Here is a 25738-nt window from a genome sequence, read left to right on the forward strand (position 1 = left end):
ATGCAGCAGCAGGCCGCTGATACGATCGACCTTGCCGGCCTCGTCGCCGATCTCAACAACCTGTTGCGGCTGAAGACGACGGTAACAGGCATGAAGCTGTTCGCGCATGCTGCGGACATGGAGGCGATCCCGAAAATCCGGCGGCCGAATGCTGTTCACACCACCGATCAGATCGTCAGCATGGCTTCGCGCCTTGGCTGGACCGTCGGTATCACCGGCGAGGATCTCGTCGGCAGCCAGTGCCGCGCGGTGATTGGCCTGGCGCCGCAGGACGAGAAATGGCTCGCGGGAGAAAATTATGTCGGCGTCTGGCATGGCACGCCGGAAGATGCGCGCAAGCGCCAGGAAGCCCTGGACGTGGTGCCGTTCGGCCAGTACCAGGCGCTCGCGGTCAGTCCGCTCGCAAGCGGCCGGCTCAATCCGCCCGACATCTGCCTCGTCTACGCGACGCCCGGCCAGATGATCATCCTGATCAACGGCCTGCAATATACCGGCTACAAGAAGTTCGAATGGGGGGTGGTCGGCGAGACCGCCTGCGCGGATTCCTGGGGCCGGGCGCTCAAGACCGGCGAGCCGAGCCTGTCCTTGCCATGCTATGCCGAACGGCGCTATGGCGGCGTACCGGACGAGGAATTGCTGATGGCCTTGAAGCCTTCGCATCTCGCCAAGGCAATTGAGGGCATGAAGGCGCTGGCCAAGAACGGCCTGCGCTATCCGATCCCGCCCTATGGAATTCAAAGCGACGTCCGTGCCGGCATGGGCGTGAGTTACGCAAAGAAGTAAAGGCCGACCATGAGCTCTGCGAAGTTCGACATCGTTGTTTATGGCGCGACCGGTTTCACCGGCCAGCTCGTCGCCGAATATCTGGCGACGCATTACAGGGGCGATGCCTCGCTGAAATGGGCGATGGCGGGCCGCAGCCTCGAGAAGCTGAAATCCGTGCGCGACGCCATCGGTGCACCCGCCGATACGCCGCTGATCGTCGCCGATGCGTCCGATGCGGCTTCGCTGAAGGCGATGGTGGAGCAGACGAAGTCAGTGATCACGACGGTCGGTCCGTATCAGCTCTATGGTGAGGATTTGCTCGCCGCCTGCGTTGCGACGGGTACGGATTATTTCGATCTTTGCGGCGAGCCGATCTGGATGCGGCAGATGATCGACAAGTATGAGGCTGCCGCAAAGGACAGCGGCGCACGCATCGTGTTCTCCTGTGGCTTCGATTCCGTGCCGTTCGAGCTCGGCACGTTCTTCGTGCAGGAAGAGGCCAAGCGGGTGTTTGGCGCGCCCGCCGCGCGCGTGAAAGGTCGCGTACGCGACATGCGCGGCACGCTGTCGGGCGGCACCGCGGCGAGCGCAAAGGCGACCTTCGATGCCGTTGCCAAGGACATGAGCCTGGTCGCGATCCTGAACGATCCGTTCGCGCTGACGCCGGGCTTCACCGGCCCCAAGCAGCCGAGGGGGAACAAGCCGCTCGTCGAGGAAGATCTGCAATCCTGGGCGGCGCCCTTCATGATGGCGCTGATCAACACCCGCAACGTGCACCGCTCCAACATGCTGATGGGCTTTCCCTATGGCCGGGACTTCGTCTACGACGAGATGGTCCTGACCGGACCCGGCGAGAAAGGCGAGGCCAACGCCAGGCGCGTGATGGCGGCCAACGCCGAGAAGACCGGTCCGAGCGCGCCGAAGCCGGGCGAGGGACCGTCGAAGGAAGAGCGCGAGAACGGGCTGTTCAATTTGCTCTATGTCGCAATTGCGCCGGACGGCCGCATGGTCCGCGCCGGCGTCACCGGTGATCGCGATCCCGGCTACGGCTCGACCTCGAAGATGATTTCCGAATGCGCGATCTGCATGCTGCGCGATGCAACGGACGTTGCCGCCGGCTTCTGGACGCCAGGCGCAGCGATGCAGCACAAGCTGATCAAGCGGCTGCGGGACAATGCAGGCCTGACATTCGAGGTGGAAGCGTAAGGTCCGTGTCCGCAAAGTTCGACATCGTCGTCTGCGGCGCAACTGGATACACCGGCCAGCTCGTAGCCGAGTATCTCGCCGCGCATTACGTCGGTGACGGGGCGCCGGCATGGGCGATGGCCGGGCGGAGCAGAGACAAGCTCGCCTCGGTTCGCGATGCGATCGGCGCGCCCGCGGACACGCCGCTCATCGTGGCCGACGCGGCCGATCCTGCATCGCTGCGGGCGATGGTGGATCAGGCAAAGCTGGTGGTCACCACGGTCGGTCCCTACCAGCTTTACGGCTCCGATCTGCTGGCCGCCTGCGTCGCCGGTGGTACCGACTACATGGATCTCTGCGGCGAGCCGATCTGGCTGAAACAGATGATCGACAGGCATGAGGCGGCCGCCAAGGCGAGCGGCGCGCGCATCATGTTCTCCTGCGGCTTCGATTCCATCCCCTTCGAGCTCGGTACGTTCTTCGTGCAGGAGGAGGCGAGGCGCGTGTTCGGAGCACCAGCGCCCCGCGTCAAGGGACGCGTCCGCGACCTCAGCTGGAAGTTCTCCGGCGGCACGTCGGCGAGCGCAAGGGTCACCTTTGAAGCCGTCGCACAGGACCTCAGCCTGGTGCCGATCCTCAAGGACCCCTTTGCGTTCACGCCCGGATTCGAAGGACCCAAGCAGCCGCGCGGCAACAAGCCTGTTTTCGAGGAAGACCTGCAATCCTGGTCCGCCCCGTTCGCGATGGCGATGTTGAACACGCGCAACGTCCATCGCTCGAACATGCTGATGGGATTCCCCTATGGCAGGCATTTCGTCTACGACGAGATGGTGCTGACGGGGGCGGGCGACGAAGGACTGGCCAACGCCAAGCGCGTGATGGCCGCCAACAGCGAAAAGACCGGTCCCGAGGCGCTCAAGCCGGGCGAGGGGCCGTCGAAGGAAGAGCGCGACGCCGGTCATTATGACCTGCTCTATATCGCAATCGCACCTGACGGCCGCCAGGTTCGCGCGGCAGTGAAGGGCGATCTCGATCCGGGCTATGCATCAACGGCGAAGATGATTTCGGAATGCGCGGTGTGCCTGCTGCGCGACACCCCTGATGTTCCGGCTGGTCTGTGGACCCCAGGCGCGGCGATGCAGCACAAGCTGATCAGGCGGTTGGTCGATCATGCCGGGCTGAGGTTTGAGGTGGAGGCGTAGGTCGGCTCTCGTGGGGTGGGCAAAGGCGCACCGCGCCGTGCCCACCATCTCTCAATGATCGATAAAAGACGTGGGCACGCTTCGCTTTGCCCACCCTACGGCAGTGTCCGTGGAGCTACGCTGCCCGCGCATCGTAGGCGTACATGAACTCCATGCCCTTCGATCCCAGCGGCAACAGCAGTTTGATCATCTGATTGCGCATCCATGCACCGGTGGCGCTGAATTCGCGCTTGTTGTTGCCGTTGCGGCGGGCGATGGCGACGATCTTTTCGGCGCGGGGGCGCCGCTCGGCCTCGAAGGCCTGGAAGGTGGCGGTCAGCTCCTGGCCCTCCTGCATCAATCGGGCGAGCCGCATCGCATCTTCCAGTGCCAGCGAGGCGCCCTGGCCGGCGTGGGGGCTGGTCGCATGCGCGGCATCGCCGATCAGCAGCGAGCGCTTGCGCGACCAGGTCGGCAAGGTCGCGACGTCGAGCGTGTCGGTGACCACGATGTTCTCGGCCGCCTCGATGATGGCGGGGATCGGATCATGCCAGCCGTGATGGAAACCGCGCAGGTGCTGCTTCAGCGTCCGCTTGTCGAGGGCTCGGAACATCGCGGCATCCATGCCGTGCGCCGGCTGCGTGCTCCACCACATCGCGCCGTCCTTCGGATCCGGACTGCAATAGCCGTAACCAAAGAAGCCGCTCTGTCCGAACGTCGTCTCGACACGCCCGCCGATCGCTCTTCCGGTGAGGACAGCGTGCGGCACGAAACCGCCAAAGCCAATCAGGCCGGTGTTGAAGGGTTTTGGCCCATCAGGCACCACTTGGCGCCGCGTGACCGAGTGCACGCCGTCGGCGCCGATCAGGAAGTCGCCCTCGGCGGTGGTGCCATCGGCAAAATAGGCGATGATCGGCTGGTCGCCGCGATCTTCGATCTTGATCAGGCGCTTGTCGAAGTAGAGCGAGACACAGGCGCACCAAGCCTTGTCGATCAGGATCTCGTTCAGCGTCGCGCGGCACATATTAACGGCCGGCTGGCCAAACCGCCGTTCCATGTCGCGGTTGATCGAGCCGAGCCGTTGGCCTTCTTGCGAATAGAAATCGAAGGACTCCGCGATGGAGCCGCGGCTGATCAACTCGTCCGCGAGCCCGACCTCGTCCATGACATGCATGCCGTTCGGCGCGATCTGCAGCCCGCCGCCGATACCCTTCGAATAGGGCCAAGCTTCGTAGATCGCCGATTCGATGCCGGCGCGTCGCAGCAGGATCGCGGCGACGGGCCCGGCGATGCCGGCGCCGATGATCAGGGCTTTGCGGGGACGATGAGGCATTGGCTTGCTCCCGACGTTTCCGTGGTGCTAGGAGAAATTAAGGTCACTAAATCTCTTAGTGACTAAGATATATATCGACTAAGATATGAGGTGAGCCTTGTCAAGGACGAAGGCGCGCGCAGCGTTGCTGGGGGAATTGGAAGAGGCGATGCGACGTTCGTCCGCGCAGGGCGTGCTCTACGGGCAAACCGTTGCGAACGTGGCCGGTATTGCCAATTCCGACCTCGAATGCATGGACATTCTCTATCTTGAGGGACGCGTGACCGCCGGACGGCTCGCCGAGGTCACGGGATTGACGACCGGCGCCATCACCGGCGTGGTCGATCGGCTCGAGAAGGCGGGGCTGGTCCGCCGCGAGCGGGACGAAGCCGATCGCCGCAAGGTCTACATCGCGGTCGTGCCCGAGACCGCGATGAAGATCGGCCAGCTCTACGTGCCGATGCAGCAGGCGATGGAGAAGGTATTCAATGCCTATTCCGACGAGGAGTTGCGTCTGCTGCTACGTTTCGCCAATGAAGGCTACAAGGGCGTGGTCGCAGCGACCGCGGCGTTGAAGAGCCTGCTCGACACGCCGCCGGAGAAGCGCCCCGATCTCAAGCTGAAGAAGCGTCGTTAATCCTGTAGGCCTGCGCGGCCGCGATCATTCCCCACATCGCGCCCAGCATCATCCAGAAGTGCCGCCAGTGGTCGGTGTCGATCACGAAGCTTTCGCCGACGGTGCCGACGAAGGCCGAGAACACCGCCAGATACGCGCGCTGCCAGGGCACGCGGACGAAGATGTGGCGAAAGCCTGTGATCACGGTGGTGAAGACCAGCGCGGGATAGCAGACACCGGAGAGCCAGCCGCCGGACATGAAGGCGTTCAGGTAGGAATTGTGGGTGTCTTCGGGAAAGAAGCGGTGGAATTGCAAGGGACCGATGCCGAACGGCAGGTCCAGCGCCATTTCCGCACCAAGAATGTGCCGGCCGAACCGGCCGAAGCGGCCTTCATCATAGCTCTGGTCGAAGCTCGCGCGTTGCTTGAACATCTCGGCAATGGAATCGAATGATAGCAGGACCGCGATCAGCGCCAGGCCCAGCACCAGGGCGACGATGGCCATGACGATGATGCGCGAGCGTTGCGCATTGGTGCGGCTGGTCAAGACCATCAGCGCCAGCATGAACGCCGAGGTCAAGATCAAGCCGCCCCAAGCGGCGCGGGAGAAGGCGAGCAGGATCGCCAGCGACATGACGCCGAAGGCGACAACGTTGCGGAAAGCCCTGGCCAGCTTGTCCGAGACCACGCTCTGAAGCGCAAACAGCGCCGGCAGGATCAGGAAGGCGCCGAGCACGTTCGGGTCCTTGAACGTGCCGCGCGCGCGTCCATAGAGCGTGAGGAGGTCGTCGCCGCCGGGAACCAGGTGGAAGTAGCCGGCAATCGCCGAAAGCGAGGCGACCATCGCACCGACCACGAGGCCGCGGCGCAGCATGTCGAGCCGCGCCGTCGTGTCCTCGGACGTGACCATGGCAAAGAACACAACGGTTACCGCCATGTACCAGGAGGTCGCGATCCAGCTCGCGACCTCGGACTGGTCGAGCAGCGGGATCGCGCTGATGGTGTAGCCGACATTGAGCAGGACCAGGGCCAGCACCAGCGGCATCAGCACCAGCCGCAGGCGCAGCCCGGTGGCGAAGAAGGCCACGGTGGCGAGCAGCGTCACGATCTCGTAGGGGCTTGGCTCGATGAAGACGATCGCCCCTGAGGCCCCGACCAGCCACACCAGCGCGCGCTGGAGGGCCAGCACGCCGGGGCCAGCCGGCGCGGCTACAGTTATTTCCCGGGCGGTCGCCGCATAGGCCATCACACGCTCATACGCTTACGCAACTCGTACGCCACAAACACTGCTGTCATCGCCCGGCTTGACCGGGCGATCCAGTACTCAGCAGCGCGCATTGGAGAAGATGGCCGGCGCTGCGGGGTACTGGATGCCCCGCCTTCGCGGGGCATGACGAAAACTCAATACGCGTTCTCGTTCTTGGTCAGCAGCGAGAGCGGCGTCTTCAGGAGAATCACGAGGTCGAACAGCACCGACCAGTTCTCGATGTAATAGAGGTCGAACTCGACGCGCTTCTGAATTTTCTCTTCATTGTCGATCTCGCCGCGCCAGCCGTTGATCTGGGCCCAGCCGGTAATGCCGGGCTTGACGCGGTGGCGGGCGAAATAGCCGTCGACGGCCTCGTCGAACAGGCGGCTCTGGAGCTTGCCCTGCACAGCGTGGGGACGCGGACCGACCAGCGAGAGGTTGCCGGCGAAGACCACGTTGAAGAGCTGCGGCAGCTCGTCGAGGCTGGTCTTGCGGATGAAGCGGCCAACGCGGGTGACGCGTGGATCGTTCTTGGTCACAACTTTCGAGGCGGTCGGGTCGGCCTGATGATGGTACATCGAGCGGAACTTGTAGACGTCGATGCGCTCGTTGTTGAAGCCGAAGCGCTTCTGCCGGAACAGCACCGGGCCGGGACTGTCGAGCTTCACCGCAATCGCCACCAGTGCCATGATCGGTAATGCGGCGAGCAGCGCGAGGCCGCCGACAATGCGGTCGAACAGCCATTTCATCACCAAATCCCAGTCGGTGATCGGTGCCTCGAACACATCGAGCGTCGGCACCTCGCCGATATAGGAGTAGGAGCGGGGACGAAATCGAAGCTTGTTGGTGTGCGCGGACAGGCGGATGTCGACCGGCAGCACCCAGAGTTTCTTCAGCATCTCCAGGATTCGCGTCTCCGCCGAGATCGGCAGTGCGAACAGCACCAGATCGACGCGGGTGCGACGGGCGAACTCGACGATGTCGTCGACCTTGCCGAGCTTGCGTGCGCCGGCGCAGGTGTCGAGCGCGCGGCTGTCGTTGCGGTCGTCGAACACGCCGAGCACGTGGATGTCGGAATCCTCCTGCGCCTTCAGCGCCTCGACCAACTGCTCGCCGTTGTGATCGGAGCCGACGATGATGGTGCGGCGATCGAGCCGGCCCTGGCGCGCCCAGCTGCGCACCAGCGAACGCAGCACGAGACGCTCGGCAACCAGCGCGGCGAGGCCGAGGAAGTAAAAGGCGGCTAGCCATAGCCGCGAGATTTCGCTGCCGAACTTGGCGAAGAAAGAGATGCCGATGAACATCAGGAACACGAACGACCAGGACGAGATCATCCGCGTCATTTGCCGGAGCTGTCCGCGGAATAGCTGCACCTGGTAGATATCCGCGGCCTGGAAGCAGACCACGGCGGCGACCGCGACGGCGACGATCTCTGCAGGATAAGCCCAGCTGAAGCCGACAAGCGGCATCACGTAGCCGAGATACACCGCGATGCCGACCACGCTCAGCAGAACAAAGTCGATGGCGCGCGCGATGCCGGCGATGACGATCGGCGAATAGGCGCGGGCGACCTTCTGGTTGACGATTTCGAGTGCGGCGGGCGTGAGGCGGCGGCGGCGCTCGACAAAAGGTTGGTCAGCTGGCTTGGCCGCGGCGCTGGTCGCGGCATCGAGCATCGAGCGTGCGTTGAGCGGTTCCACGGGCGTCTACGTCCATTCCAAAGACCCGTGGGCGCGCGGCCTTGCGCCCCCGGCATGCATCCCCTGGCACGTCGATTATCGGACAAATCGGAAGATTCTCTAAAGCCCCCTCAAGGATAGTTAATGGTTTGCAAACGCGTCGCGGTACCCTGCAAGGACACCGTCAACCATCGCCTGCTGCGAGAAATGCGCCGAGATGCGTTCACGCAAGGCGGAGGCGCGTTGTGCCGTTGCCGGCACATCCGCCAGTGCAGCCGCAATCGCCTCTGCCATGGCCTCGGCATTGCTGGCCGCGAACAGGGCCGGGCTCTCGGGCCCGAAGATCTCGGGGATGCCGCCCACGCGCGCCGCAATCATGGGAATCCCGGCCGCCCCTGCCTCGATCACGACATAGGGCATCGAATCCCCGCGCGAGGGCACGACCAGCAGCCGGCCCTTGGAGAAGCCGTAGCGGGCCTTGACGTGGCCGATGAAGCGGATCGCGTCCGTCAGGCCGACCCTCTCGACCTGCGCCTTCAGCGCCGCCGTTTCCTCGCCATCGCCGCCGAGCGTCAGCGTGACCTTCTTGCCGTTCTGATGCAGCCGCGCGACCGCATCGACCAGCAGATCGGCACCCTTGATGTGCCTGAATTCGCCGACATAGGCGAGGTCGGTGGCGTCATCGGCGAGGACGACGGGCTCGAACTCCTCGGACGTTACGCCGTTGAAGACGCAATGCACCACGCCCTTGGGGGTGCCGACGATGCGCTGATAGGTATCGCGGGCGAAGGCGCTCTCGAACAGGAACAGATCCGTCGAGTCCATCAGCGTGCGCTCGAGCCGCGCGTAGAATTCGCCCTTCAGGGTGTTGAGTGGATAGTGGAGCGAGCCGCCATGCGGGGTGTAGATGCGGATGGCCCCGTCAGTACGCCGGCGCATGCGAACGAAGGCGCCGGCCTTGGCGCCGTGGCCGTGCATGATGTCGGGCTTGAGCGTGGCGATGAGGCGGCGCATGCGCAGCCAGACCAGAAAATCCTCCGGCGACGGTTCGCGGCGGATCGCGAGCCGATGCACCCCAAGCTTCAGCCGCGGCGCAATCTCGGCGAGGGCCTTGTTGGCGCGCTCACCGCCGGTGAGGCTGTCGGCGAGAATCCCGACATGATGGCCGCGATCGACCTGGCCATTGGCGAGGTCGAGGATATGGCGGATGATGCCGCCCACCGGCGCGCGCACGGCGTGCAGAATGCGAAGCGGCTGGTCGGGAGAGGGGGGCATGATCAAAACCAGCGCTCGACGGCGAGTGCCGAACATGTTCTCGAAATGTCGAGACGGATTAAGGACCTTCGTGGTTAACAAACGGTGACGAACGCGCATGCGCTGCCCGTGCGACGGCATGATTAACCCAGCGGCAACCTTAATGGAGTGTAATCGGCCGCATTGAGGCAGACGAGTGGCGTTGCCCTGCGGGAGTGTTCGATGCGTTTAGCGTTCTGGCGTGCCGGCAAGGACAAGGCCGTCATCGAGCGGGCCGTTTCGAAGGCCAAGCCCCGAGTTGAAGCCAAGACGGCGGCGTTTGCCGCAAAGGTGCCAGCCGAATCCGGCGATATCGACCTCCACGCGCTCGGTGGCGCGCTCGCGCGCAAGCGCAGCTGGATCATCGTGCCGACAGTGCTGGCCCTCGTCGCGTCCGTTGCTGTCGTCAATCTCATCACGCCACGGTACAAGTCCGAGGCGCGTATCCTCATCGACGGTCGTGAGAACGTCTTCCTGCGACCGAGCAGCGACCGCAGCACCGAGGAGCGGCAGGCGCTCGACCCCGAGGCGGTCACCAGCCAGGTTCAGCTCGTGCTGTCGCGCGACCTCGCACGCGAGATCATCAAGAAGAACAAGCTTGCGGAGCGCCCCGAATTCGATCCGGTGCTGAAAGGCATCTCGCCGCTGAAATCGCTTGCGGCGCTGGTCGGCATCGGCCGCGATCCGTTCTCGATGACGCCGGAAGAGCGCGTGCTCGACGCATACTACGATCGCCTTCAGGCCTACGCCGTCGACAAGTCGCGCGTGATCGTGGTCGAATTCCAGTCGCAGGACCCCGAGCTCGCCGCGCGAGTCGCCAATTCGATCGCCGATGGCTACCTCGTGCTTCAGCAGGCCGCGCGCCAGGACCAGGCGCGCAACGCCAGCCAGTGGCTGGCCGGCGAGATCGAGAATCTGCGCAAGAAGGTCTCCGAGGCCGAAGCCAAGGTCGAGGACTTCCGCTCCAAATCGTCGCTGTTCGTCGGCACCAACAATACGACGCTGTCGAACCAGCAGATGGGTGAGGTCAACACCCAACTCAACAATGCGCGCGCGCTGAAGGCGGATGCCGAATCCAAGGCCCGGCTGATCCGCGAGATGCTCCAGAGCGGCAAGCCGATCGAGGCCTCCGAGGTCGTGAACTCAGAGCTAATGCGGCGGCTAACAGAGCAGCGGGTGACGTTGCGTGCCCAGCTCGCCGAGCAGTCGTCCACGCTGCTCGGCAACCATCCGCGCATCAAGGAATTGAAGGCGCAGCTCAGCGACCTCGATGGCCAGATCCGGGACGAGGCAGCCAAGATCTCGCGCTCGCTCGAGAACGACGCGCGGATCGCGGGCGGGCGGGTCGACGGCCTGACCGCAAGCCTCGAGCAGCTCAAGAAACAGGCAACCTCGACCAACGGCCAGGACGTCCAGCTCCGGGCGCTCGAGCGAGAGGCCAAGGCGCAGCGCGATCTGCTCGAGACCTATCTCGCCAAATACCGCGAGGCCAACACCCGCGAGACCATCGACACCGCTCCGACGGAGGGGCGGATCATCTCGCGTGCCATCGTTTCCAACATGCCAGCCTATCCGAAGAAACTGCCGATCGTGTTGATCGCGACACTGGCGACGCTGTTGCTCTCGTCCGGTCTCGTGGTCACCGGTGAACTGCTGCGCCAGACCGCGCCGCGCGCCGCTGCCACCCTCACTCCGACGGTCGCTCGCCAGGAGCCGGTCGTCGACGCGATCGAGATCGAATCGGCGCCGCTTCAGCCAGAGATGAGTGCCGATATCAGCGAATTCGCCGAGATCGGGCAGCTGGCGAAAAGCCTGCTTGCAATAGGGGCGGGTGCGAAGAAGGTCACCGTGCTTGGCACCGCGCCGGGCGATGCCATCACGCTGTCGACGCTGACGCTGGCCCGGCATCTCGCGCGCGATGCCCGCGTGGTCGTGGTTGATCTCGCCGCTTCCTCGCCGACGATCGCTGCGGTATCCGTCGATCCGACCGCACCAGGCCTTGCCGAATTGATGCAGGGGCAGGCCTCATTTGCGCAAATCATCACGCGCGACAAGCTCTCGCGGATGCACCTGGTCATGGCCGGCCGTCCCGGTTTCGACCGCAGCCTGCTCCAGTCGCCGCGCGTGGCGCTGGCGATCGACGCCTTGCTGCGGGCCTACGATCATGTGCTGCTGGACGCCGGCAGCGCCTCCGATCTGCCGGCCGAACTGCTCACGGCGGATGCCCGCGCCGTTGTGGTGCCCGACACGTCGATGGATGCGGATGCACGTACCTTGATGTGCGAGCAGCTGAAGGCCGTCGGTTTCAGCGAGGTGACGATGCTGAGCAAGCCGGTGCAAGCGTCGGATGCCGGCGAGACGTCGCACGTGGTGGCTGCGTAGCTACCCGAACGCCTGCCGCAGTCTGCGGGCCAAGTCGAACAGAATCTGGTTCTGCTTCACCAGGCGCTTGCCGTGGTTGAGCGAGGACATCGCCATCGCCGCGAACTTGCCGCGTGATGTCAGCGGTACGAAGCTGTCGAAGATCTCATCGTCGTCCTTGCAGAACATCCGCTTGTACTCGTCCGTGCCGATGCCGAGGTCGAGCGACCGGTAGCCTCGCTCGCCGTAACGGTCGATGATGTAGCGCACCAGAATCAGGCCGGGGCTGTAGCGGGCATGCTCTGACATCGTGTAGGTGTTGAACATCATCGAGAAGCGCTGGCCGTCGGCGACGCCGGCGAAGATCGCGATGACTTCTTCGTCGCATTCGAGCGCGTGGATGTCGATGACTCGGCCTTCGCCGCGCGGCGCGAGGCAGGCGCTGCGGATGAAATGCTCGACGCCAGGCTCGGCAAAGACGTCAGGCAGCTTCTGCTCCGCCATCCGCGCCGGTTTGATGCGGAAGAACCAGTCGAGCAGGCGCGAGACGTCCGCGTCTGATGTCGCAAGGTGATAGCGATAGCCGGCGAGCGCCTGGAGCTTTTTCTCCTTGCTCTTGAGGCGGCGGCGCAAGGAGTTGCTGATCCGCGATGCGGGTGGACCGCCGGGCTCCATCACCAGCAGCGGGCAGCCATTGACGGCGCTTTGCTGCGGCAGGAGCGCGAATGGGTTTTGCTGGTCGTGCCAGCGTTTGGGCTGCTGCGTCAGAGCGAGCACGTCGACCTGGTCACGCAGCGGGGCGAAGAGCATGTCGAGATCGGCGGCGGAGGCCTGTGACGCGAAATCGGCGCGCCATAGCCCCATGTTGAAGCTCGGGTGCTTGCCTCCCATGAAGCAGGCCGTGCGCACGCCGTGGCCCAGGCGCAGTGCGAGCGGCAGCAACGCGAGCGGCCTGCGTTCGGCATCGCGGGCAATCACAACGAAGGGACGGGCGCCTTCGCGCTCCCCAACCGATCGTTGCCACGAACCCAGCAGATCGAACCGCTGATAAGGCGTGAACAGGTGCCCGGGCTCTTCAAAGGCGCGCCAGATCGGCTCGGCCTCGGTGAGATCGCGGACGATATCGACCTGCGCGATACGGCTCGCTTTGGACCGCGCTGGCGATTCTGCCGTCCGGCTTTGCATCGCCGCAGCCATGGTCATCCGCGAAACCTGTCGAGAAAGCAAAAAATACGTATTTCGGCCTGTGGCCGACCTTTGCATGCAAATGTCAACAAAGGGTAATGACAATGGCTGAGGGAACAGCCGCCAGCGAACGCGAAGGTGGGATATTGGCACCCGATGACGGATGGCTGAAGCGCTTGCGGCTCGAACTGGCCTGGTTCACCGGCCAACCTTTGCTGCGCAGCCGCGGGGCCGGGGCGATCCTGCGCTTCGAGCGCGTGCGGCCGCGGCGGAGCGGCGCGTTCCAGCCGCTGCGCCATAACGAGATCACGCCGGAATTTCTCGATCGTGCCATTCGCGCGCTGAAGCGCTGGAGCTATGACTTTGTCGGTATGGACGAGGTCTGCCGGCGCGCGGTGACGCTGCCCGAGAAGCGTCGCTTCGTGGCGCTCACCTTCGATGGCGCGAGCAAGGACCTGATCAGCTTTGCCTATCCAGTGCTGGCGCGCCACGCCGTGCCGTTCACGCTCTACGTTCCCACGGCCTTTCCCGACGGGGTCGGCGAGGCGTGGTGGCTCGGGCTCGAGCAGGTGATCGCGCGCGAGAGCCGCATCAGCCTGATGATGGGCGACAAGGAGCAGCGTTTCGCCGTCACGGAGAACGCTGCGAAGCAGGCGCTGTTCTCGTTCATCGAGACCTGGTTGCGCTCGTTACCGCCGGCGGATATGTCGGTCGCGATCGCCGATCTCTGCACGCGTTACCGGATCGATCTCGCGGCACTCTCGCGCGAGGCGTCGATGAATTGGGAGGATCTGGCCAAGTTGGCTGCCGATCCGCTCGTCACGATCGGCAGTGCGACCGTGAACTATCCGAGCCTCGCCAACCTGAAGGATGCGGCCGCGTTGCGCGAGATGACGATGGGCAAGGCAGTGGCGGAAGCCGCCTTTCGCCGCGAGGTCCGTCATCTGGCATTTCCGTTCGGCGATCGCTCTTCGTTTCGGCGGAGCCACGTCGTGATGGCGGAACAGGCCGGTTTTGTCAGTGCGGTGTCGACCATCCCGGGGATCGTGGATGCTGAAGGGCGAACCAATCTGCATGCGCTGCCGCGGATTGCCTGGGACGGGCGGATGCGCTCGTTGCGCATAATGCGGGTGCTGATGTCCGGTGTGGCCTTTGCGCCGGTGAAACCGACGGGCAGCACTGCGCGCTAGGAGCTACGAACCGGATCTGGCCCGGTCGGGCCGTTGCATCCAGCTCACGATCGGCATCGCCGGCAGCACCCAGCCCATGCCGACCACCACGTAATAGATCGCCTGTCGCCAGCCGGACTCGGCGATCCACGGCATCTGCGCCGCCGCCATTCCGAGCAGGGCCCAGACGGTGGCCAGCACCAGCAACAGGATGGCGCCGAGGAACTTGCGGGTGCGGATCGTCATGGCGGGATTTGCGGCTTTCGCGTAACTTGCACTGCAGGAGCGGCGGACTATAAGGGGCACGCAGTCCGGTTCAAGTCTCTTAGTCACAAGGCTTGGTTTGTCCCTGAAATGACGACGAATTTTGCTCCGACCAATCCCCATCGCGCGGTGCGCTGGTGGCTGATCTCCGTGGCCGCCCTGATCGCGCTGATGGTGCTGGTCGGCGGTGCGACGCGGCTGACGGAATCCGGTCTTTCGATCGTCGAGTGGAAGCCCGTGACAGGCAGTGTTCCGCCGCTCACGGAAGCGGCATGGACTGAGGCCTTCGAGGCCTACAAGAAGATTCCGCAATATCGCGAGCTCAACGCAGGCATGTCGCTCTCCGAGTTCAAGCAGATCTTCTGGTGGGAGTGGAGCCACCGCCTGCTCGGCCGGTTCATCGGCGTCGCCTATCTGCTGCCATTCCTGTTCTTCCTGTGGCGTGGCGGTCTGGCGAACGAGTTGAAGCGGCGGCTGTGGCTGCTGTTCGCGCTTGGCGGGCTTCAAGGTGCGGTCGGGTGGTGGATGGTGGCTTCGGGCCTCTCCGAGCGCGTCGAGGTGTCGCAATATCGCCTGGCGACCCACCTGGTGCTGGCACTGCTGATCTTCGCGGGCATCGTCTGGACGGTACGGCGGCTTGCCGATCGGCCGCAGATTGCGGTCCCGGCGCGGCTGCGGTTCACGAGCGCGGTGCTGGTGCTCCTCACCTTCATCCAGATCTATTTCGGTGCGCTGGTCGCGGGCCTGCGTGCGGGCCGTGCCTACAACACCTGGCCGCAGATCGACGGCGCGTTCATTCCGTCTGCGGACCGGCTGTGGTTCGAGACGCCGTGGTGGCGCAACATGTTCGACAATGTGCTGACGGTGCAGTTCGAGCACCGTATGATGGCCTATGCGCTGTTCGTGCTCGTAGCGATGCACGCGTTCGACGCGGTGCGCTCGCGCGTAGGCTCAGCCGTGAGCGGCGCACTCTGGCTGCTCGCGGCGGTGAGCCTGCAAGCCGTGCTCGGCATCCTCACGCTGCTGAACCAGGTGCCGATCGATCTGGCGCTGTCGCACCAGGCGGTCGCGATCGTCGTGCTGACATTGGCGGTGATGCAGGCGGAGCGGCTGGCGTCGCGGCAATTCGCTGAGACGCAGCCACGCGCGGTTCCGCTCGGTCAGGCCGGCTGATCACCATCAGCCCGGCTGATCAGCAATAGCCGTAGATGCCGCACGCGTAGGGCAGGCGCCAGAAGTAGTCGACCTGCTTCCCGCCGTAATACGAGCCCTGATAGTCGTAGTCCCAGGGGCGGCCGTAATAGCCCGGCAGCGTATGCGAACCCGGCAACAGCGGGGTGCCGGGCAGATTGCGGATGTAGCTGCCGATGCCATAGGCCGGCGAGATAAGCGCATCCGGATCGGTCTCGACATAGACCCTGGGCGGTTCCTGCGGCTGAGCCAGCACGCGTCGCTTCGGCGTCGCCGACAGATCGGCGCCGAGCGCACCCGAGACCGTCAGCATTGCCGCCAGGGCAGGCACCATCCAGCGCAGCATCGTCGGCTCCGAATCAAAGAGGCGATCCAAAGGCGAAGTATGGGGCAGATGTGGTTAATGACTGTTAACCGAGGACGTCATTCCGGGACGATGCGTAGCGCCGAGCCCGGAATCGAGAGCTGAACAGACGATATCGGGGTTCCGGGTTCGCGCGTTGCGCGCCCCGGAACGCCAGGAGACTATGCACCTAGCGCCTGCTCCAGGTCGGCGATCAGGTCTTCCTTGTCCTCGATGCCGATCGAGAGCCGCACCACGTCGGGGCCGGCGCCGGACTTGATCTTGGCGGCGTCATCGAGCTGGCTGTGCGTGGTCGAGGCCGGGTGTATGACGAGCGAGCGGGTGTCGCCGACATTGGCGAGGTGCGAGAACAGCTGCAGTTTCGAGACCAGGCTGACGCCTGCGTCGTAGCCGCCCTTGAGGCTGAAGGTGAACACGGCACCTGCACCCTTCGGCGCGTATTTGCGCGCAAGCTGGTTGTACTTGTCGCTGGCGAGACCGGCATAGTTGACCGAGGACACCGCGGGGTGGGCGGCGAGGAATTCGGCGACCGCCTTGGCGTTGTCGCAGTGCTTCTGCATCCGTAGCGGTAGCGTCTCGATGCCGGTGAGGATCATGAAGGCATTGAATGGCGACAGCGCCGGCCCGAGATCGCGGAGGCCGAGCACCCGGCAGGCGATCGCGAAAGCGAAATTGCCAAACGTCTCCTGCAGCCGGATACCGTGATATTCCGGCCGCGGCTCCGACAACATTGGATATTTTCCCGACGCGGACCAGTCGAATGTACCGGCATCGACAATGATACCGCCGAGCGAGTTGCCGTGACCACCGAGAAATTTCGTCAGCGAGTGCACGACGATGTCGGCGCCGTGGTCGATCGGGCGGATCAGATAGGGCGAAGCCAGTGTGTTGTCGACGATCAGCGGTACGCCCGCCTTTCGCGCCACGGTCGAGATCGCCTCGATGTCGGTGATGCTGCCGGCGGGATTGGCGATGGACTCGATGAAGATCGCCTTGGTGCGCGGCGTCACCGCGCGCTCGAAGCTCGCGATGTCGTCGGGATCGGCCCACACCACGTTCCAGCCGAAGCTCTTGAACGCATGCGTGAACTGATTGATCGAGCCGCCGTAGAGTTTTCGCGCGGCGATGAACTCGTCCCCGGGCTGCAGCAATTGCTGCAGCACCACGACCTGCGCGGCGTGCCCCGAGGCCACCGCAAGCGCGGCGGTGCCACCTTCCAGCGCGGCAACGCGCTCTTCCAGCACCGCGTTGGTCGGGTTGCCGATGCGGGTATAGATGTTGCCGAACGCCTGCAGGCCGAACAGGGAGGCCGCGTGGTCGGCATCGTTGAAGACGAAGGAGGTCGTTTGATAAATTGGCGTCGCGCGCGCGCCGGTGGTCGGGTCGGGTTGCGCACCGGCATGCACGGCGAGGGTGGAAAATCCCGGAAGGCGATCGCTCATTGAGGGCGTCCTGTTCTTGTGGCCTGAAATCGCGCGGCATGCTGATGGGCGCCGTGCTCCCCGTCAAGGCACCGCGTCACATCGGAACGATCGTGCTACGCATTGACGCGCTCACGAAACGAATCCTTCGCAATTTGCGTCAGCTTTGCTCGCTCTTGTTTTTGGCCGCGCGATCCGAGGCGGCGGTATCGCCACCGCCGACACTCATCCGATTGAGGGATAGACGCATACCCTGGGTCGGCGCCGGCGCGCGCTTGGAGCTCAGCGTGCGCGAGTTGACGCCCATCCAGGATATTTCCGAGGACAGCCGGCCATATTCGATCTTGGGGCAGCGGTTCATCACGACCTTGATGCCGGCGGCCTCGGCTTGTTCCGCCGCAGCATCGTCACGCGCGCCAAGCTGCATCCAGATGACCTTCGGCAGCGGATCGAGCGTGAGAGCTTCCTTGACCACCGGCATGATGTGGCTGGAGTTGCGGAAAATGTCGATCATGTCGACTGGACGGCCGATATCCTGCAGCGAGGCGACGAAGGGCTTGCCGAGCAGGTCCTTGCCGACATGGCCGGGATTGATGGGGATCATGTCGTAGCCGCGCTGGGCCAGATACTTGAACGCAAAATAGCTCGGTCGCACGTTGACCGGCGAGGCTCCGACCATCGCGATCGACTTCACGCTGTTGAGGATGCTGCGGATATAATTGTCGGGATAGGCGTCGTGGTTCATGTGATCCTTCATTCGTCATTCCGGGCGGCTCGAAGAGCCGCCCCGGAATCTCGAGATTTCGATGCTTCGCATCGCCCCGGAATAACGGCTAACAAACACGCTACTCATCCCGCCATGTCGGCGTGCGCTTCTCGATGAAGGCGTTGATGCCTTCTTCGGCATCGCGCGCCATCATGTTCTCGGTCATCACCTCTGCCGCATAGCGATAAGCGTCCGCAAGGCTCATCTCGGCCTGGCGGTAGAATGCCTCCTTGCCGAGCTTGATCGTGTAGGCGGATTTCAGTGCGACTTTTTCCGTCAGCGCAATCGCGGCGTCGCGCTCGGTGCCGGCGGCGACCACGCGATTGACGAGACCAATCTCGCGGGCGCGGTCGGCCGGGATCGGCTCACCCGTCAGGAGCATCTCCATCGCCTGCTTGCGCGGTACGTTACGCGACAGCGCCACCATCGGCGTTGAGCAGAACAGTCCGATGTCGACGCCGGGCGTGGCGAAGTGCGCGGCTTCCGATGCGATCGCTAGGTCGCAGCTGGCCACAAGCTGGCATCCGGCCGCGGTCGCAATGCCCTGGACGGCGGCGACCACGGGCTTCGGCAGATGAACGATCGCCTGCATCATCGCGCTGCAGGCATTCATCGTCTCGGCGAAGAAGGCGCGGCCGCGATCGGGGGCAGTGCGACGCGCGGTCAGCTCCTTCATGTCGTGACCGGCCGAGAAGGCTGGCCCGTTGGCCGCGAGCACCACGCCGCGGACGGCCTTGTCGTCGCCGATATCATTGAGCGCGGCGTGCAGGGTTGCGATCATCGCCGTCGACAGGCTGTTCCGCGCGGCCGGCCGGTTCAGGGTCAACACCGCGATGGACCCGATCATTTCGTGCAGCAGAATTGGCTGATGCGGCGAGGGGGCGCGGGCGGCCTGGGTGGACATTGCGGCGTTTCCGATTGGATTATTACAGTGAGATGATGCAGATAACCTAATGTAGCAGGCGGCGCGACGCGAGGGTGGGGAACAGCATGGCATTAGCGAAAATGAGCGTGGCGGAGCTCGAGCAGTTTCTCCGCGACGAGTTTCCCCAGGCCTTCAGCGGCGACGACATCACGATCGAGAGCGCGGACGGCCAGACCTCTCTTCTGCGCCAGCGCTACAGCGAACGGATGCTGCGGCCGGGTGGAACTGTGTCCGGCCCGACCCTGATGGCGCTGGCCGATTTCGCCATGTACGTGGTGCTGCTGTCCGCGATCGGTCCGATCGGGCTCGCCGTCACCACCAATCTCAACATCAATTTCCTGCGCAAAGGCCAGCCGGGGCAGGACGTGCTGGCGGAGGCCCGGCTGCTCAAGCTCGGCAAGCGCCTGGCGGTCGGGGAGGTGAACCTGTTATCGGGGACGTCGCCGGATCCGATCGCCCATGTCACATCGACCTATTCCATTCCAAATGTTTGACCTTTTTGCGGGTAATATGACACCATATTTCTAAGTAGCTGATTTATTTGATATAAATTCCGCTGTTGGGCATTGACCGTTGCGGGTCTCTTCTCTAGAAACCCGCGCAGTCCGGTGCGGTGTTCGCGCCGATATCTCCCGTCCACGGAAATTCTGACATGAAAACCTTTTCGGCAAAGCCGGCCGAGGTGACGAAGAAGTGGGTGCTGATCGACGCCAAGGGTCTGGTCGTCGGCCGTCTCGCCACCATCGTCGCCATGCGCCTGCGCGGCAAGCACCTCCCGACGTACACTCCGCACGTTGATTGCGGCGACAACGTCATCATCATCAACGCCCAGCATGCGGTCCTCACTGGCCGCAAGCGCGAGCAGAAGACCTATTACAAGCACACCGGTTATGTCGGTCACGTCAAGGAGCGCACCGCGCGCCAGATCCTCGAGGGCCGTCATCCCGAGCGCGTGCTCGAGAAGGCCGTCGAGCGCATGATCCCGCGGGGTCCGCTCGGCCGCGTGCAGATGGGCAATCTCCGTGTCTATGGCGGGGCCGACCATCCCCACGAGGCGCAGCAGCCCGAGAAGATCGACATCGCCAAGTTGAACCGCAAGAACACGAGGGCCGCATAATCATGGCCGAATCCATCCAGTCGCTCGACCAGCTCTCGCAGCTCAAGACGGCGGCGGCGCCCGAGGCGCCCAAGCACGAGAAGAAGGTCGACAAGTTCAACCGCGCCTATGCCACCGGCAAGCGCAAGGACGCGGTCGCCCGCGTGTGGATCAAGCCGGGCGCCGGCAAGGTCACCGTCAATTCGCGCGAGGTCGAGGTCTATTTCGCTCGTCCCGTGCTGCGCATGATGATCGAGCAGCCGTTCTCCGTGGCGCAGCGTTCGGGCCAGTACGACGTGATCTGCACCGTCGCCGGCGGCGGTCTGTCCGGTCAGGCTGGCGCCGTGCGTCACGGCATCTCCAAGGCTCTGACCTATTTCGAACCGGAGCTGCGCGGCGTGCTCAAGAAGGGCGGCTTCCTCACCCGCGACTCCCGCGTGGTCGAGCGTAAGAAGTACGGCAAGGCCAAGGCCCGCCGGTCCTTCCAGTTCTCGAAGCGTTAATCGTTTCGGTCACATTCGCCGCGAAAGCGGCTTCAATGAGATGCAAAAGGGCGCTGATTTCAGCGCCCTTTTTGTTGTTCGTTTGTACGCAAATTGACGACGTGTTTCCCGAAAACTTGGGCACGCGTGAAAACCTGAATGGAACTCGCGGGGCATAGCGTCGCATCTGGAAGGGCGCGCAAATCGGATGTGCCGATCGCGTAACTGCTATGTTCAAGAGGGGGCCGACATGATGTCGCTCGATAGCATCACGCTCTATATGGTCGCCACCATGGTCGCCGCATTGCTTGGCGCCATGATGGTGTTTTTCGGCAAGCAGGAGAACAGCCCCGCGCTGAAATGGTGGGGCACCGCCTATCTGCTCGGGGCGGCCTCCGTCGCGCTGTGGACGGCGACCGGCGACAAGCTCGGTCCGCATCTCTCACTTGCCTTGAACGCAGTCGGTTTCGTCGCTTGCGGCATGGTGTGGAATGCGGCGCGCGTTTTCCACGGTCGCAAGCCGAACTGGCCCGGTCTCGTGCTTGGTGCGTTCGCGTGGGTCGCTACGGCGATGCTGCTCGATCCCTCGGCGTCGATGCTGCGCATGATCATCGGCGCAGGCATCGTCTCGATCTATGCGGCCCTGACCGCAGGCGAGCTCTGGGTCGAACGGCGCAAGAGCCTGCAAAGGCGCTGGCCGGCCTTCGTCGTGCCTGTAATGCACGGTTGCGTGCTGATGCTGCCGATCCTGCTCGGCAGCTTCCTGCGCCCGTATGACGCCGCCTTCTCCGCCAGCGTCTGGGTCACCGTGTTCGCTGTCGAGCTTATCCTCTACGCCGTTGGCACCGTGTTCGTGATCTTCATGCTGGTGTCCGAGCGCACAGTCACCGCGCACCGCACCGCGGCGTCGACCGATCCACTCACCGGCATGCTCAACCGCCGCGGCTTCTCGGAAGCCTGTGCGCGGATGATCGATCGTGAGGCCAAGGGAGGCCGCCCGGTCACCGTGATGATCTTCGACATCGATCATTTCAAGTCGATCAACGATCGCTTCGGCCATCCCGCCGGCGACGAAATGCTGAAACTGTTCTCGACGGTCGTCGTCAACAATCTGCGCATCTCGGACCTGTCGGGCCGCATCGGCGGCGAGGAGTTCGCCGCGCTGCTGCCATGTGCGCTCGAGGAGGGCGTGCTGGTTGCCGAGCGCGTGCGCGAGGCATTCGAGACGTCGGGCGTCGTGGTTGACGAAGGCCCGGTCGACACCACCGTCAGCATCGGTGTGGCCGGCGGTCCGGCCGGCACCGAACTCGAGGTGCTGCTCGCCTCGGCCGACACCGCGCTGTACCAGGCCAAGCGTGGCGGCCGTAACCGTGTCGAGGCGGCGGAAGAGCTGCCGTTGTCGCTGGAGAACTGGCGTCGCCAGAGCGCCGCGCGCATCGGCGTCGCCAAGACACAGCCTGCTACGGCCTGAAACGACCCGGGGCCTTGCGGTAATCTTCTGTTTACCATTCGGTCCATACCATTGCGGTCATGGAATCGATCCGTCGACAGAATCCGCAGGCCGCCCTGATGTCGCTCGAAGCGCACGCCGCTTCGGCACGCGGTGGCTTCGCCTGCCTGTTCTCGACCTCAGACGAGTACGAGACGGCGCTCATTGCCGAGCGTCGCGCCCAGGGACGCTACATCAAGAGCCGCAGCTATTGGCCGTTGGCGCTGTTTGTTGGTTGCGCGCTCATCGTCGCCGGCACCGTGCTGCTGTTCGCCTGAGAGCGCCGCATTTTCAGCCGGGCAGGGCGCCGTTCCGGCGCCTTTTTCTTTGGGCCCGGCTGCTGTAGACACGGCCATCAAACAAAGGTGGAAACCAATGATCACCGAGATCGCGCAAATTGACGTCAAGCTGGGCAGCGAGAAGGACTTTGAGGCCGCCGTCGCCAAGGCCAAGGCTGCCTTCGGCCGCTCCAAGGGCTTTCACGGGTTCGAACTGCACAAGTCAATTGAGAAGCCGCAGCGCTACCGGTTGATGGTGAAATGGGCAACGCTGGAGAACCACACCGTCGATTTCCGCGGCTCCGAGAACTTCACCGAATGGCGCGGCCTTGTCGGCCAGTATTTTGCCGCTCCTCCGGAGGTCGAGCATACCGAGACCGTGCTGGCGACCTGATCGAAGTCAGGCCGGCTTTTCGAGAGGCGCCTCATGCGTCTTGAAATGGTCGATCATGACCTTGGCGATGGCGACGAGTGGCAGCGCGAGCGCCAGGCCCCAGATGCCAAAGACAACGCCAAGCAGGATCTGGAACGCGAACAGCGTAGCCGGGGGGATGTCCAGCGCCTGGCGCTGGAGCAGCGGCGTCAGCACGTAGCTCTCCATCGCGTGCACGCCGAGGAACAGGATCAGCGCCGATAGCGCCGAAATCCAGCCCGAGGCAAGGCTCGCCAGCACCACGACGACGCCGGCGATGATGGCGCCGACGGTCGGGATGAAGGCGAGCAGGCCGGCCTGGATTCCCAGGATGAACGAGCCGGGGATGCCGATAACGGCAAGCCCGATCCAGGTGACGACGCCGACCGCGAGCATGACGATGATCTGGGCGATCAACCAGCGCTCCAGCGTCTCGCCGATGCGGTCGACGATGATTGTCGCGCGGCTGCGATGTTTCGCTGGCGCAAGGAACAGCAGCCCGTCGTGGTAGACGCCGGGCTGAGCGGCGAAGGACAGGCCCAGAAACAGAACGATGAAGATGTTTCCCACGCCGTGGATGGCGCCGAACAGCAGCTTGAAGGTCTGGCTTACGATTGCTCCTCCGCTGGAGGCCAGCGCGCCGGCGCCGGGCAAGGGACCGCGCGGCGGCGTTGCGGGCGAAGGCGTCGAGGCCGACGGCGTATTGGCTGCGGCGTCAGATGCACCGTTGCCAAAACCGAAGAAGCTCGTGTCGATCCCATGGTTATCCAGGAAGGACGTCACATTGCCGATCTGCGACTTGATCGTGTCGCTGAGCAGCGAGGCCTGCTCGGCGATGGTCGCGCCGCCGAGATAGGCGACGCCGGACAGCATGGCGGCAAGCGCTGCGCAGACGATCGCGAGCCGCAGCGCATGCGGCAGGCGCACGCGGCGGCCGAGCGCATTGGTCAGGGCGTTGAGGCCGACCCCGAGCAGCATGCCCGTGAAGATCAGGAGCAGGGTGGCGGCAAAGTACCAGGTGAAGACCAGTGCCGCAGTGAAGAGCACGACGGCGATGCCCCCGACGGCAATGGCCCAAGCCATGTCCCGGGTCAGATCGGAGCGGGTTTGGGGCGGTTCATCTCTGGAGGCGGTCACATCTTGTCCTTCTCGGCGCGGCCGGACGCACTCTTTCGTGAAATCTGACCGGGGATCAAGCCGGGGCCATGCGTCGGATTGAGGCGCCCGTGGTCGCCTGAGGTCAAGGCTGCCGGCGCGCGGGGCCTTGGAAGTGGATTTGCGCAAAAATAGCATTGCCGTCCCGCGATCCGCTCTGTTGAATTTGTTCCATCCGAGGGGCATGTTTGGAGAATCTTCTTACGGGAGGTCGGAACGGGAGATGAGAAAGCCGGTCGTCGGTGTGATCGGGAACGCCCATCGCGTCGAAAATCGATTTCAGGTCCAGATGGTCGGCGAGCGCAATTTGCGCGCCGTGGCCGAGGTCTCCGGCGGCCTGCCGTTGATGTTCGCGGGCTCGCCCGACATCACCGATATCGGGGCATTGCTCGATACCGTCGACGGCATCGTGCTCACGGGGGCCCGCGCCAACGTCCACCCGACCCGGTTCAACGTCGACCCCTGCGAGAAGCATGAGCCTTACGACATCCACCGCGATGAGGTCGCGCTGGCACTTTCGGTTGCCTGCGTTTCCCGCGGTATTCCGCTGTTCGGCATCTGCCGGGGACTGCAGGAGATGAACGTCGCCTTCGGCGGCTCGCTGCATCCCGAGATCCGCGAAATCCCCGGCCGCATGAACCACCGCATGCCCAGACTCGAGAATGGCGAGATCCATCCCGATCCGACAGTTGTGTTCGCCGACCGTCATGATGTCGACCTCACGCCGGGCGGCGTGTTTGCCAAGCTCCTTGGCTGCGATAAGATCCGGGTCAATTCGCTGCACGGGCAGGGCATCCTCGATCCCGGCAAGCGTGTGCTGATCGAAGGCGTGGCCGAGGACGGTACCATCGAGGCGATCCGGATCGCGGAGGCTCCGTCCTTCGCGCTCGGCGTGCAATGGCATGCCGAATACGACCCGCAGCGCAATCCGATCAACCGCAAGCTGTTCGAGGCTTTCGGCGAAGCAATGGTAGCGAGGCAGAGGGTGGCGGCCTAGGCCGAGCGGCGTCGCTCTGACCTCATGGTCGGGAGTTGTGCCAAGCCGACGTCGCACGCTACGTTCGAGACTGGATCTTCCAGTTTGGACTCAATTCCCGATGGTACGCAACGTCGCCGTCACGGTTCTCATCGCGATCGTCTCCCCCGCATTTGCCCAGACGGCTCCGCCGCAAGAAGGACCGATCACCTGTGCTTCGCCAATTGCACGGGATGATACGGAAGCAAGCCTTAAGCAGCGCTACGGCCATGACGCCGTGGTGCAGGACCTCTCGGGCGCCGAAGGCGAGACGTACAAGGGCTTGGTGCTGTTTCCGAAGGCGACGGACCGCCGCATCGAGATTGCCTTCACCGATGACAAGGCGAGGCGCGCCGCCGGTTTCACCCTTCGCGACACCGCGAAGACCAGCCGCTGGACCGTGGGCGGCATCAGTATCGGATCAAGCCTCGCAGACGTGCAGAAGGCCAACGGCAAGCCGTTTTTCGTGGCCGGCTTCGAATGGGACTATGGCGGCTTCGTTACCGATTGGAAGGGCGGCACGCTCGGCCGTCCCATGCAGGGCGGCTGCACCGTGACGATCCGCTTCGACAGGAAGTCCGCGGCGCCGAAGTCGCTGCTGGGCGACGCGGTGAAGGTCGCTTCCGACAACGCGACGCTGGTGAAATGGGCCCCGGTAGTGGCGGAGATCGGGGTGAATTTCCCGGAGAAGTAACCTCGTGGCGAACTGCGCGCGCAGGATCTCCAGTGGAGTAAACCAATCAGTAGGAATTGCCGCGCTCCGATTTTTGCGATTCCGATTCGTTCTTTGAGAACGAAATGGAGTCGGACGCGGAACGTAACTGGACCGGCGGCGAAGCCTTAGTCGGCGAGGCCGACGCTTTCTGAAAGTGAAAGGCAATCCTT

The 25738-nt window shown here is 64.0% G+C and carries 26 protein-coding genes; 15 read left to right on the forward strand and 11 right to left on the reverse strand.

What is annotated here, in order from left to right; genetic code table 11:
- Genes XH88_RS32680 through XH88_RS32690 form a run of 3 tightly spaced genes read left to right on the forward strand, consistent with a single transcriptional unit; the run spans nucleotide 1 to nucleotide 3152 of the window.
- Complete coding sequence (locus XH88_RS32680; RefSeq protein WP_271672326.1) at nucleotides 1-783, forward strand: DUF169 domain-containing protein; 783 nt, start codon at nucleotides 1-3, stop codon at nucleotides 781-783.
- A gap of 9 nt (nucleotides 784-792) precedes the next feature.
- Nucleotides 793-1971 carry a saccharopine dehydrogenase family protein gene (locus XH88_RS32685; RefSeq protein WP_271672327.1) on the forward strand — a complete coding sequence of 393 codons (1179 nt, stop codon included), beginning with the start codon at nucleotides 793-795 and terminating at the stop codon, nucleotides 1969-1971.
- A 5-nt stretch (nucleotides 1972-1976) separates the two neighbouring features.
- A complete protein-coding gene (locus tag XH88_RS32690; RefSeq protein ID WP_271672328.1) occupies nucleotides 1977-3152 on the forward strand; it encodes a saccharopine dehydrogenase family protein in 1176 nt (391 codons plus the stop codon).
- A 115-nt stretch (nucleotides 3153-3267) separates the two neighbouring features.
- On the opposite strand, the gene XH88_RS32695 is transcribed toward XH88_RS32690, so the two are convergent.
- Nucleotides 3268-4464, reverse strand: a complete 1197-nt coding sequence (locus XH88_RS32695) for an FAD-dependent monooxygenase (RefSeq protein WP_271672329.1) — start codon at nucleotides 4462-4464, stop codon at nucleotides 3268-3270.
- A gap of 148 nt (nucleotides 4465-4612) precedes the next feature.
- On the opposite strand from XH88_RS32695, the gene XH88_RS32700 reads away from it, so the two are divergent.
- The gene (locus XH88_RS32700) at nucleotides 4613-5080 is read left to right on the forward strand and encodes a MarR family transcriptional regulator (RefSeq protein WP_271672330.1); all 468 of its coding nucleotides are present in this window, start codon (nucleotides 4613-4615) and stop codon (nucleotides 5078-5080) included.
- Here XH88_RS32700 and XH88_RS32705 read toward each other — a convergent pair.
- The 3 genes from XH88_RS32705 to XH88_RS32715 form a co-directional block, all read right to left on the reverse strand.
- Nucleotides 5058-6305: an O-antigen ligase family protein gene (locus tag XH88_RS32705; RefSeq protein WP_271672331.1), complete on the reverse strand. Its 1248-nt coding sequence runs from the start codon at nucleotides 6303-6305 to the stop codon at nucleotides 5058-5060. The genes XH88_RS32700 and XH88_RS32705 overlap by 23 nt on opposite strands.
- 155 nt (nucleotides 6306-6460) lie before the next feature.
- On the reverse strand, nucleotides 6461-8008 hold the full coding sequence (locus XH88_RS32710; RefSeq protein WP_271672332.1) for an undecaprenyl-phosphate glucose phosphotransferase: 1548 nt from the start codon (nucleotides 8006-8008) through the stop codon (nucleotides 6461-6463).
- 120 nt (nucleotides 8009-8128) lie between these two features.
- The gene (locus tag XH88_RS32715) at nucleotides 8129-9262 is read right to left on the reverse strand and encodes a glycosyltransferase family 4 protein (protein WP_271672333.1); all 1134 of its coding nucleotides are present in this window, start codon (nucleotides 9260-9262) and stop codon (nucleotides 8129-8131) included.
- Nucleotides 9263-9463: 201 nt separating this feature from the next.
- On the opposite strand from XH88_RS32715, the gene XH88_RS32720 reads away from it, so the two are divergent.
- Complete coding sequence (locus XH88_RS32720) at nucleotides 9464-11662, forward strand: GumC family protein (RefSeq protein WP_271672334.1); 2199 nt, start codon at nucleotides 9464-9466, stop codon at nucleotides 11660-11662.
- Here XH88_RS32720 and XH88_RS32725 read toward each other — a convergent pair whose 3' ends face one another.
- Entirely contained in the window at nucleotides 11663-12844 is a 1182-nt protein-coding gene (locus XH88_RS32725) for a GNAT family N-acetyltransferase (protein WP_271672335.1), read from the reverse strand. It abuts the gene before it with no gap.
- Nucleotides 12845-12972: 128 nt separating this feature from the next.
- Here XH88_RS32725 and XH88_RS32730 point away from each other — a divergent pair, with 128 nt between their 5' ends.
- Nucleotides 12973-14016: a polysaccharide deacetylase family protein gene (locus tag XH88_RS32730; RefSeq protein WP_271672434.1), complete on the forward strand. Its 1044-nt coding sequence runs from the start codon at nucleotides 12973-12975 to the stop codon at nucleotides 14014-14016.
- A gap of 3 nt (nucleotides 14017-14019) precedes the next feature.
- Here the strand turns inward: XH88_RS32730 and XH88_RS32735 are convergent, their stop codons facing one another.
- Nucleotides 14020-14241 (reverse strand): DUF2842 domain-containing protein, encoded by a 222-nt coding sequence (locus XH88_RS32735; protein WP_271672336.1) that lies wholly within the window; start codon nucleotides 14239-14241, stop codon nucleotides 14020-14022.
- A 108-nt stretch (nucleotides 14242-14349) separates the two neighbouring features.
- Between XH88_RS32735 and XH88_RS32740 the strand changes: the two genes are divergently transcribed.
- Complete coding sequence (locus XH88_RS32740; protein WP_271672337.1) at nucleotides 14350-15432, forward strand: COX15/CtaA family protein; 1083 nt, start codon at nucleotides 14350-14352, stop codon at nucleotides 15430-15432.
- Nucleotides 15433-15451: 19 nt separating this feature from the next.
- On the opposite strand, the gene XH88_RS32745 is transcribed toward XH88_RS32740, so the two are convergent.
- From XH88_RS32745 to XH88_RS32760, 4 genes are all read right to left on the reverse strand, one after another.
- Entirely contained in the window at nucleotides 15452-15796 is a 345-nt protein-coding gene (locus XH88_RS32745; protein ID WP_271672338.1) for a hypothetical protein, read from the reverse strand.
- A gap of 179 nt (nucleotides 15797-15975) precedes the next feature.
- Nucleotides 15976-17256, reverse strand: coding sequence for an O-acetylhomoserine aminocarboxypropyltransferase (locus XH88_RS32750; protein WP_271672339.1), 1281 nt, complete (start codon nucleotides 17254-17256; stop codon nucleotides 15976-15978).
- 139 nt (nucleotides 17257-17395) lie between these two features.
- On the reverse strand, nucleotides 17396-17980 hold the full coding sequence (locus XH88_RS32755) for a CoA-binding protein (protein WP_271672435.1): 585 nt from the start codon (nucleotides 17978-17980) through the stop codon (nucleotides 17396-17398).
- Between the two features lie 100 nt (nucleotides 17981-18080).
- Nucleotides 18081-18905, reverse strand: a complete 825-nt coding sequence (locus tag XH88_RS32760) for an enoyl-CoA hydratase (RefSeq protein ID WP_271672340.1) — start codon at nucleotides 18903-18905, stop codon at nucleotides 18081-18083.
- A gap of 86 nt (nucleotides 18906-18991) precedes the next feature.
- On the opposite strand from XH88_RS32760, the gene XH88_RS32765 reads away from it, so the two are divergent.
- The 6 genes from XH88_RS32765 (at nucleotide 18992) to XH88_RS32790 (ending at nucleotide 22665) form a co-directional block, all read left to right on the forward strand.
- A complete protein-coding gene (locus XH88_RS32765; RefSeq protein ID WP_025036650.1) occupies nucleotides 18992-19420 on the forward strand; it encodes a PaaI family thioesterase in 429 nt (142 codons plus the stop codon).
- A gap of 158 nt (nucleotides 19421-19578) precedes the next feature.
- Nucleotides 19579-20043 carry a 50S ribosomal protein L13 gene (rplM, locus tag XH88_RS32770; protein ID WP_018642440.1) on the forward strand — a complete coding sequence of 155 codons (465 nt, stop codon included), beginning with the start codon at nucleotides 19579-19581 and terminating at the stop codon, nucleotides 20041-20043.
- Between the two features lie 2 nt (nucleotides 20044-20045).
- Nucleotides 20046-20525: a 30S ribosomal protein S9 gene (gene rpsI, locus XH88_RS32775; RefSeq protein ID WP_028178828.1), complete on the forward strand. Its 480-nt coding sequence runs from the start codon at nucleotides 20046-20048 to the stop codon at nucleotides 20523-20525.
- Nucleotides 20526-20754: 229 nt separating this feature from the next.
- On the forward strand, nucleotides 20755-21975 hold the full coding sequence (locus XH88_RS32780; RefSeq protein ID WP_271672341.1) for a GGDEF domain-containing protein: 1221 nt from the start codon (nucleotides 20755-20757) through the stop codon (nucleotides 21973-21975).
- Between the two features lie 59 nt (nucleotides 21976-22034).
- Nucleotides 22035-22271, forward strand: coding sequence for a hypothetical protein (locus tag XH88_RS32785; protein ID WP_271672342.1), 237 nt, complete (start codon nucleotides 22035-22037; stop codon nucleotides 22269-22271).
- Between the two features lie 97 nt (nucleotides 22272-22368).
- A complete protein-coding gene (locus XH88_RS32790; RefSeq protein WP_271672343.1) occupies nucleotides 22369-22665 on the forward strand; it encodes an antibiotic biosynthesis monooxygenase family protein in 297 nt (98 codons plus the stop codon).
- Nucleotides 22666-22671: 6 nt separating this feature from the next.
- Here XH88_RS32790 and XH88_RS32795 read toward each other — a convergent pair whose 3' ends face one another.
- Complete coding sequence (locus XH88_RS32795) at nucleotides 22672-23820, reverse strand: AI-2E family transporter (RefSeq protein ID WP_271672344.1); 1149 nt, start codon at nucleotides 23818-23820, stop codon at nucleotides 22672-22674.
- A 241-nt stretch (nucleotides 23821-24061) separates the two neighbouring features.
- On the opposite strand from XH88_RS32795, the gene XH88_RS32800 reads away from it, so the two are divergent.
- Both XH88_RS32800 and XH88_RS32805 read left to right on the forward strand, forming a co-directional pair.
- Nucleotides 24062-24835, forward strand: a complete 774-nt coding sequence (locus XH88_RS32800) for a gamma-glutamyl-gamma-aminobutyrate hydrolase family protein (RefSeq protein ID WP_271672345.1) — start codon at nucleotides 24062-24064, stop codon at nucleotides 24833-24835.
- Between the two features lie 100 nt (nucleotides 24836-24935).
- Entirely contained in the window at nucleotides 24936-25547 is a 612-nt protein-coding gene (locus tag XH88_RS32805; protein WP_271672346.1) for a hypothetical protein, read from the forward strand.
- Nucleotides 25548-25738 lie beyond the last annotated feature (191 nt).

This window comes from Bradyrhizobium sp. CCBAU 51627, from assembly GCF_028128765.1.
Taxonomy (GTDB): domain Bacteria; phylum Pseudomonadota; class Alphaproteobacteria; order Rhizobiales; family Xanthobacteraceae; genus Bradyrhizobium.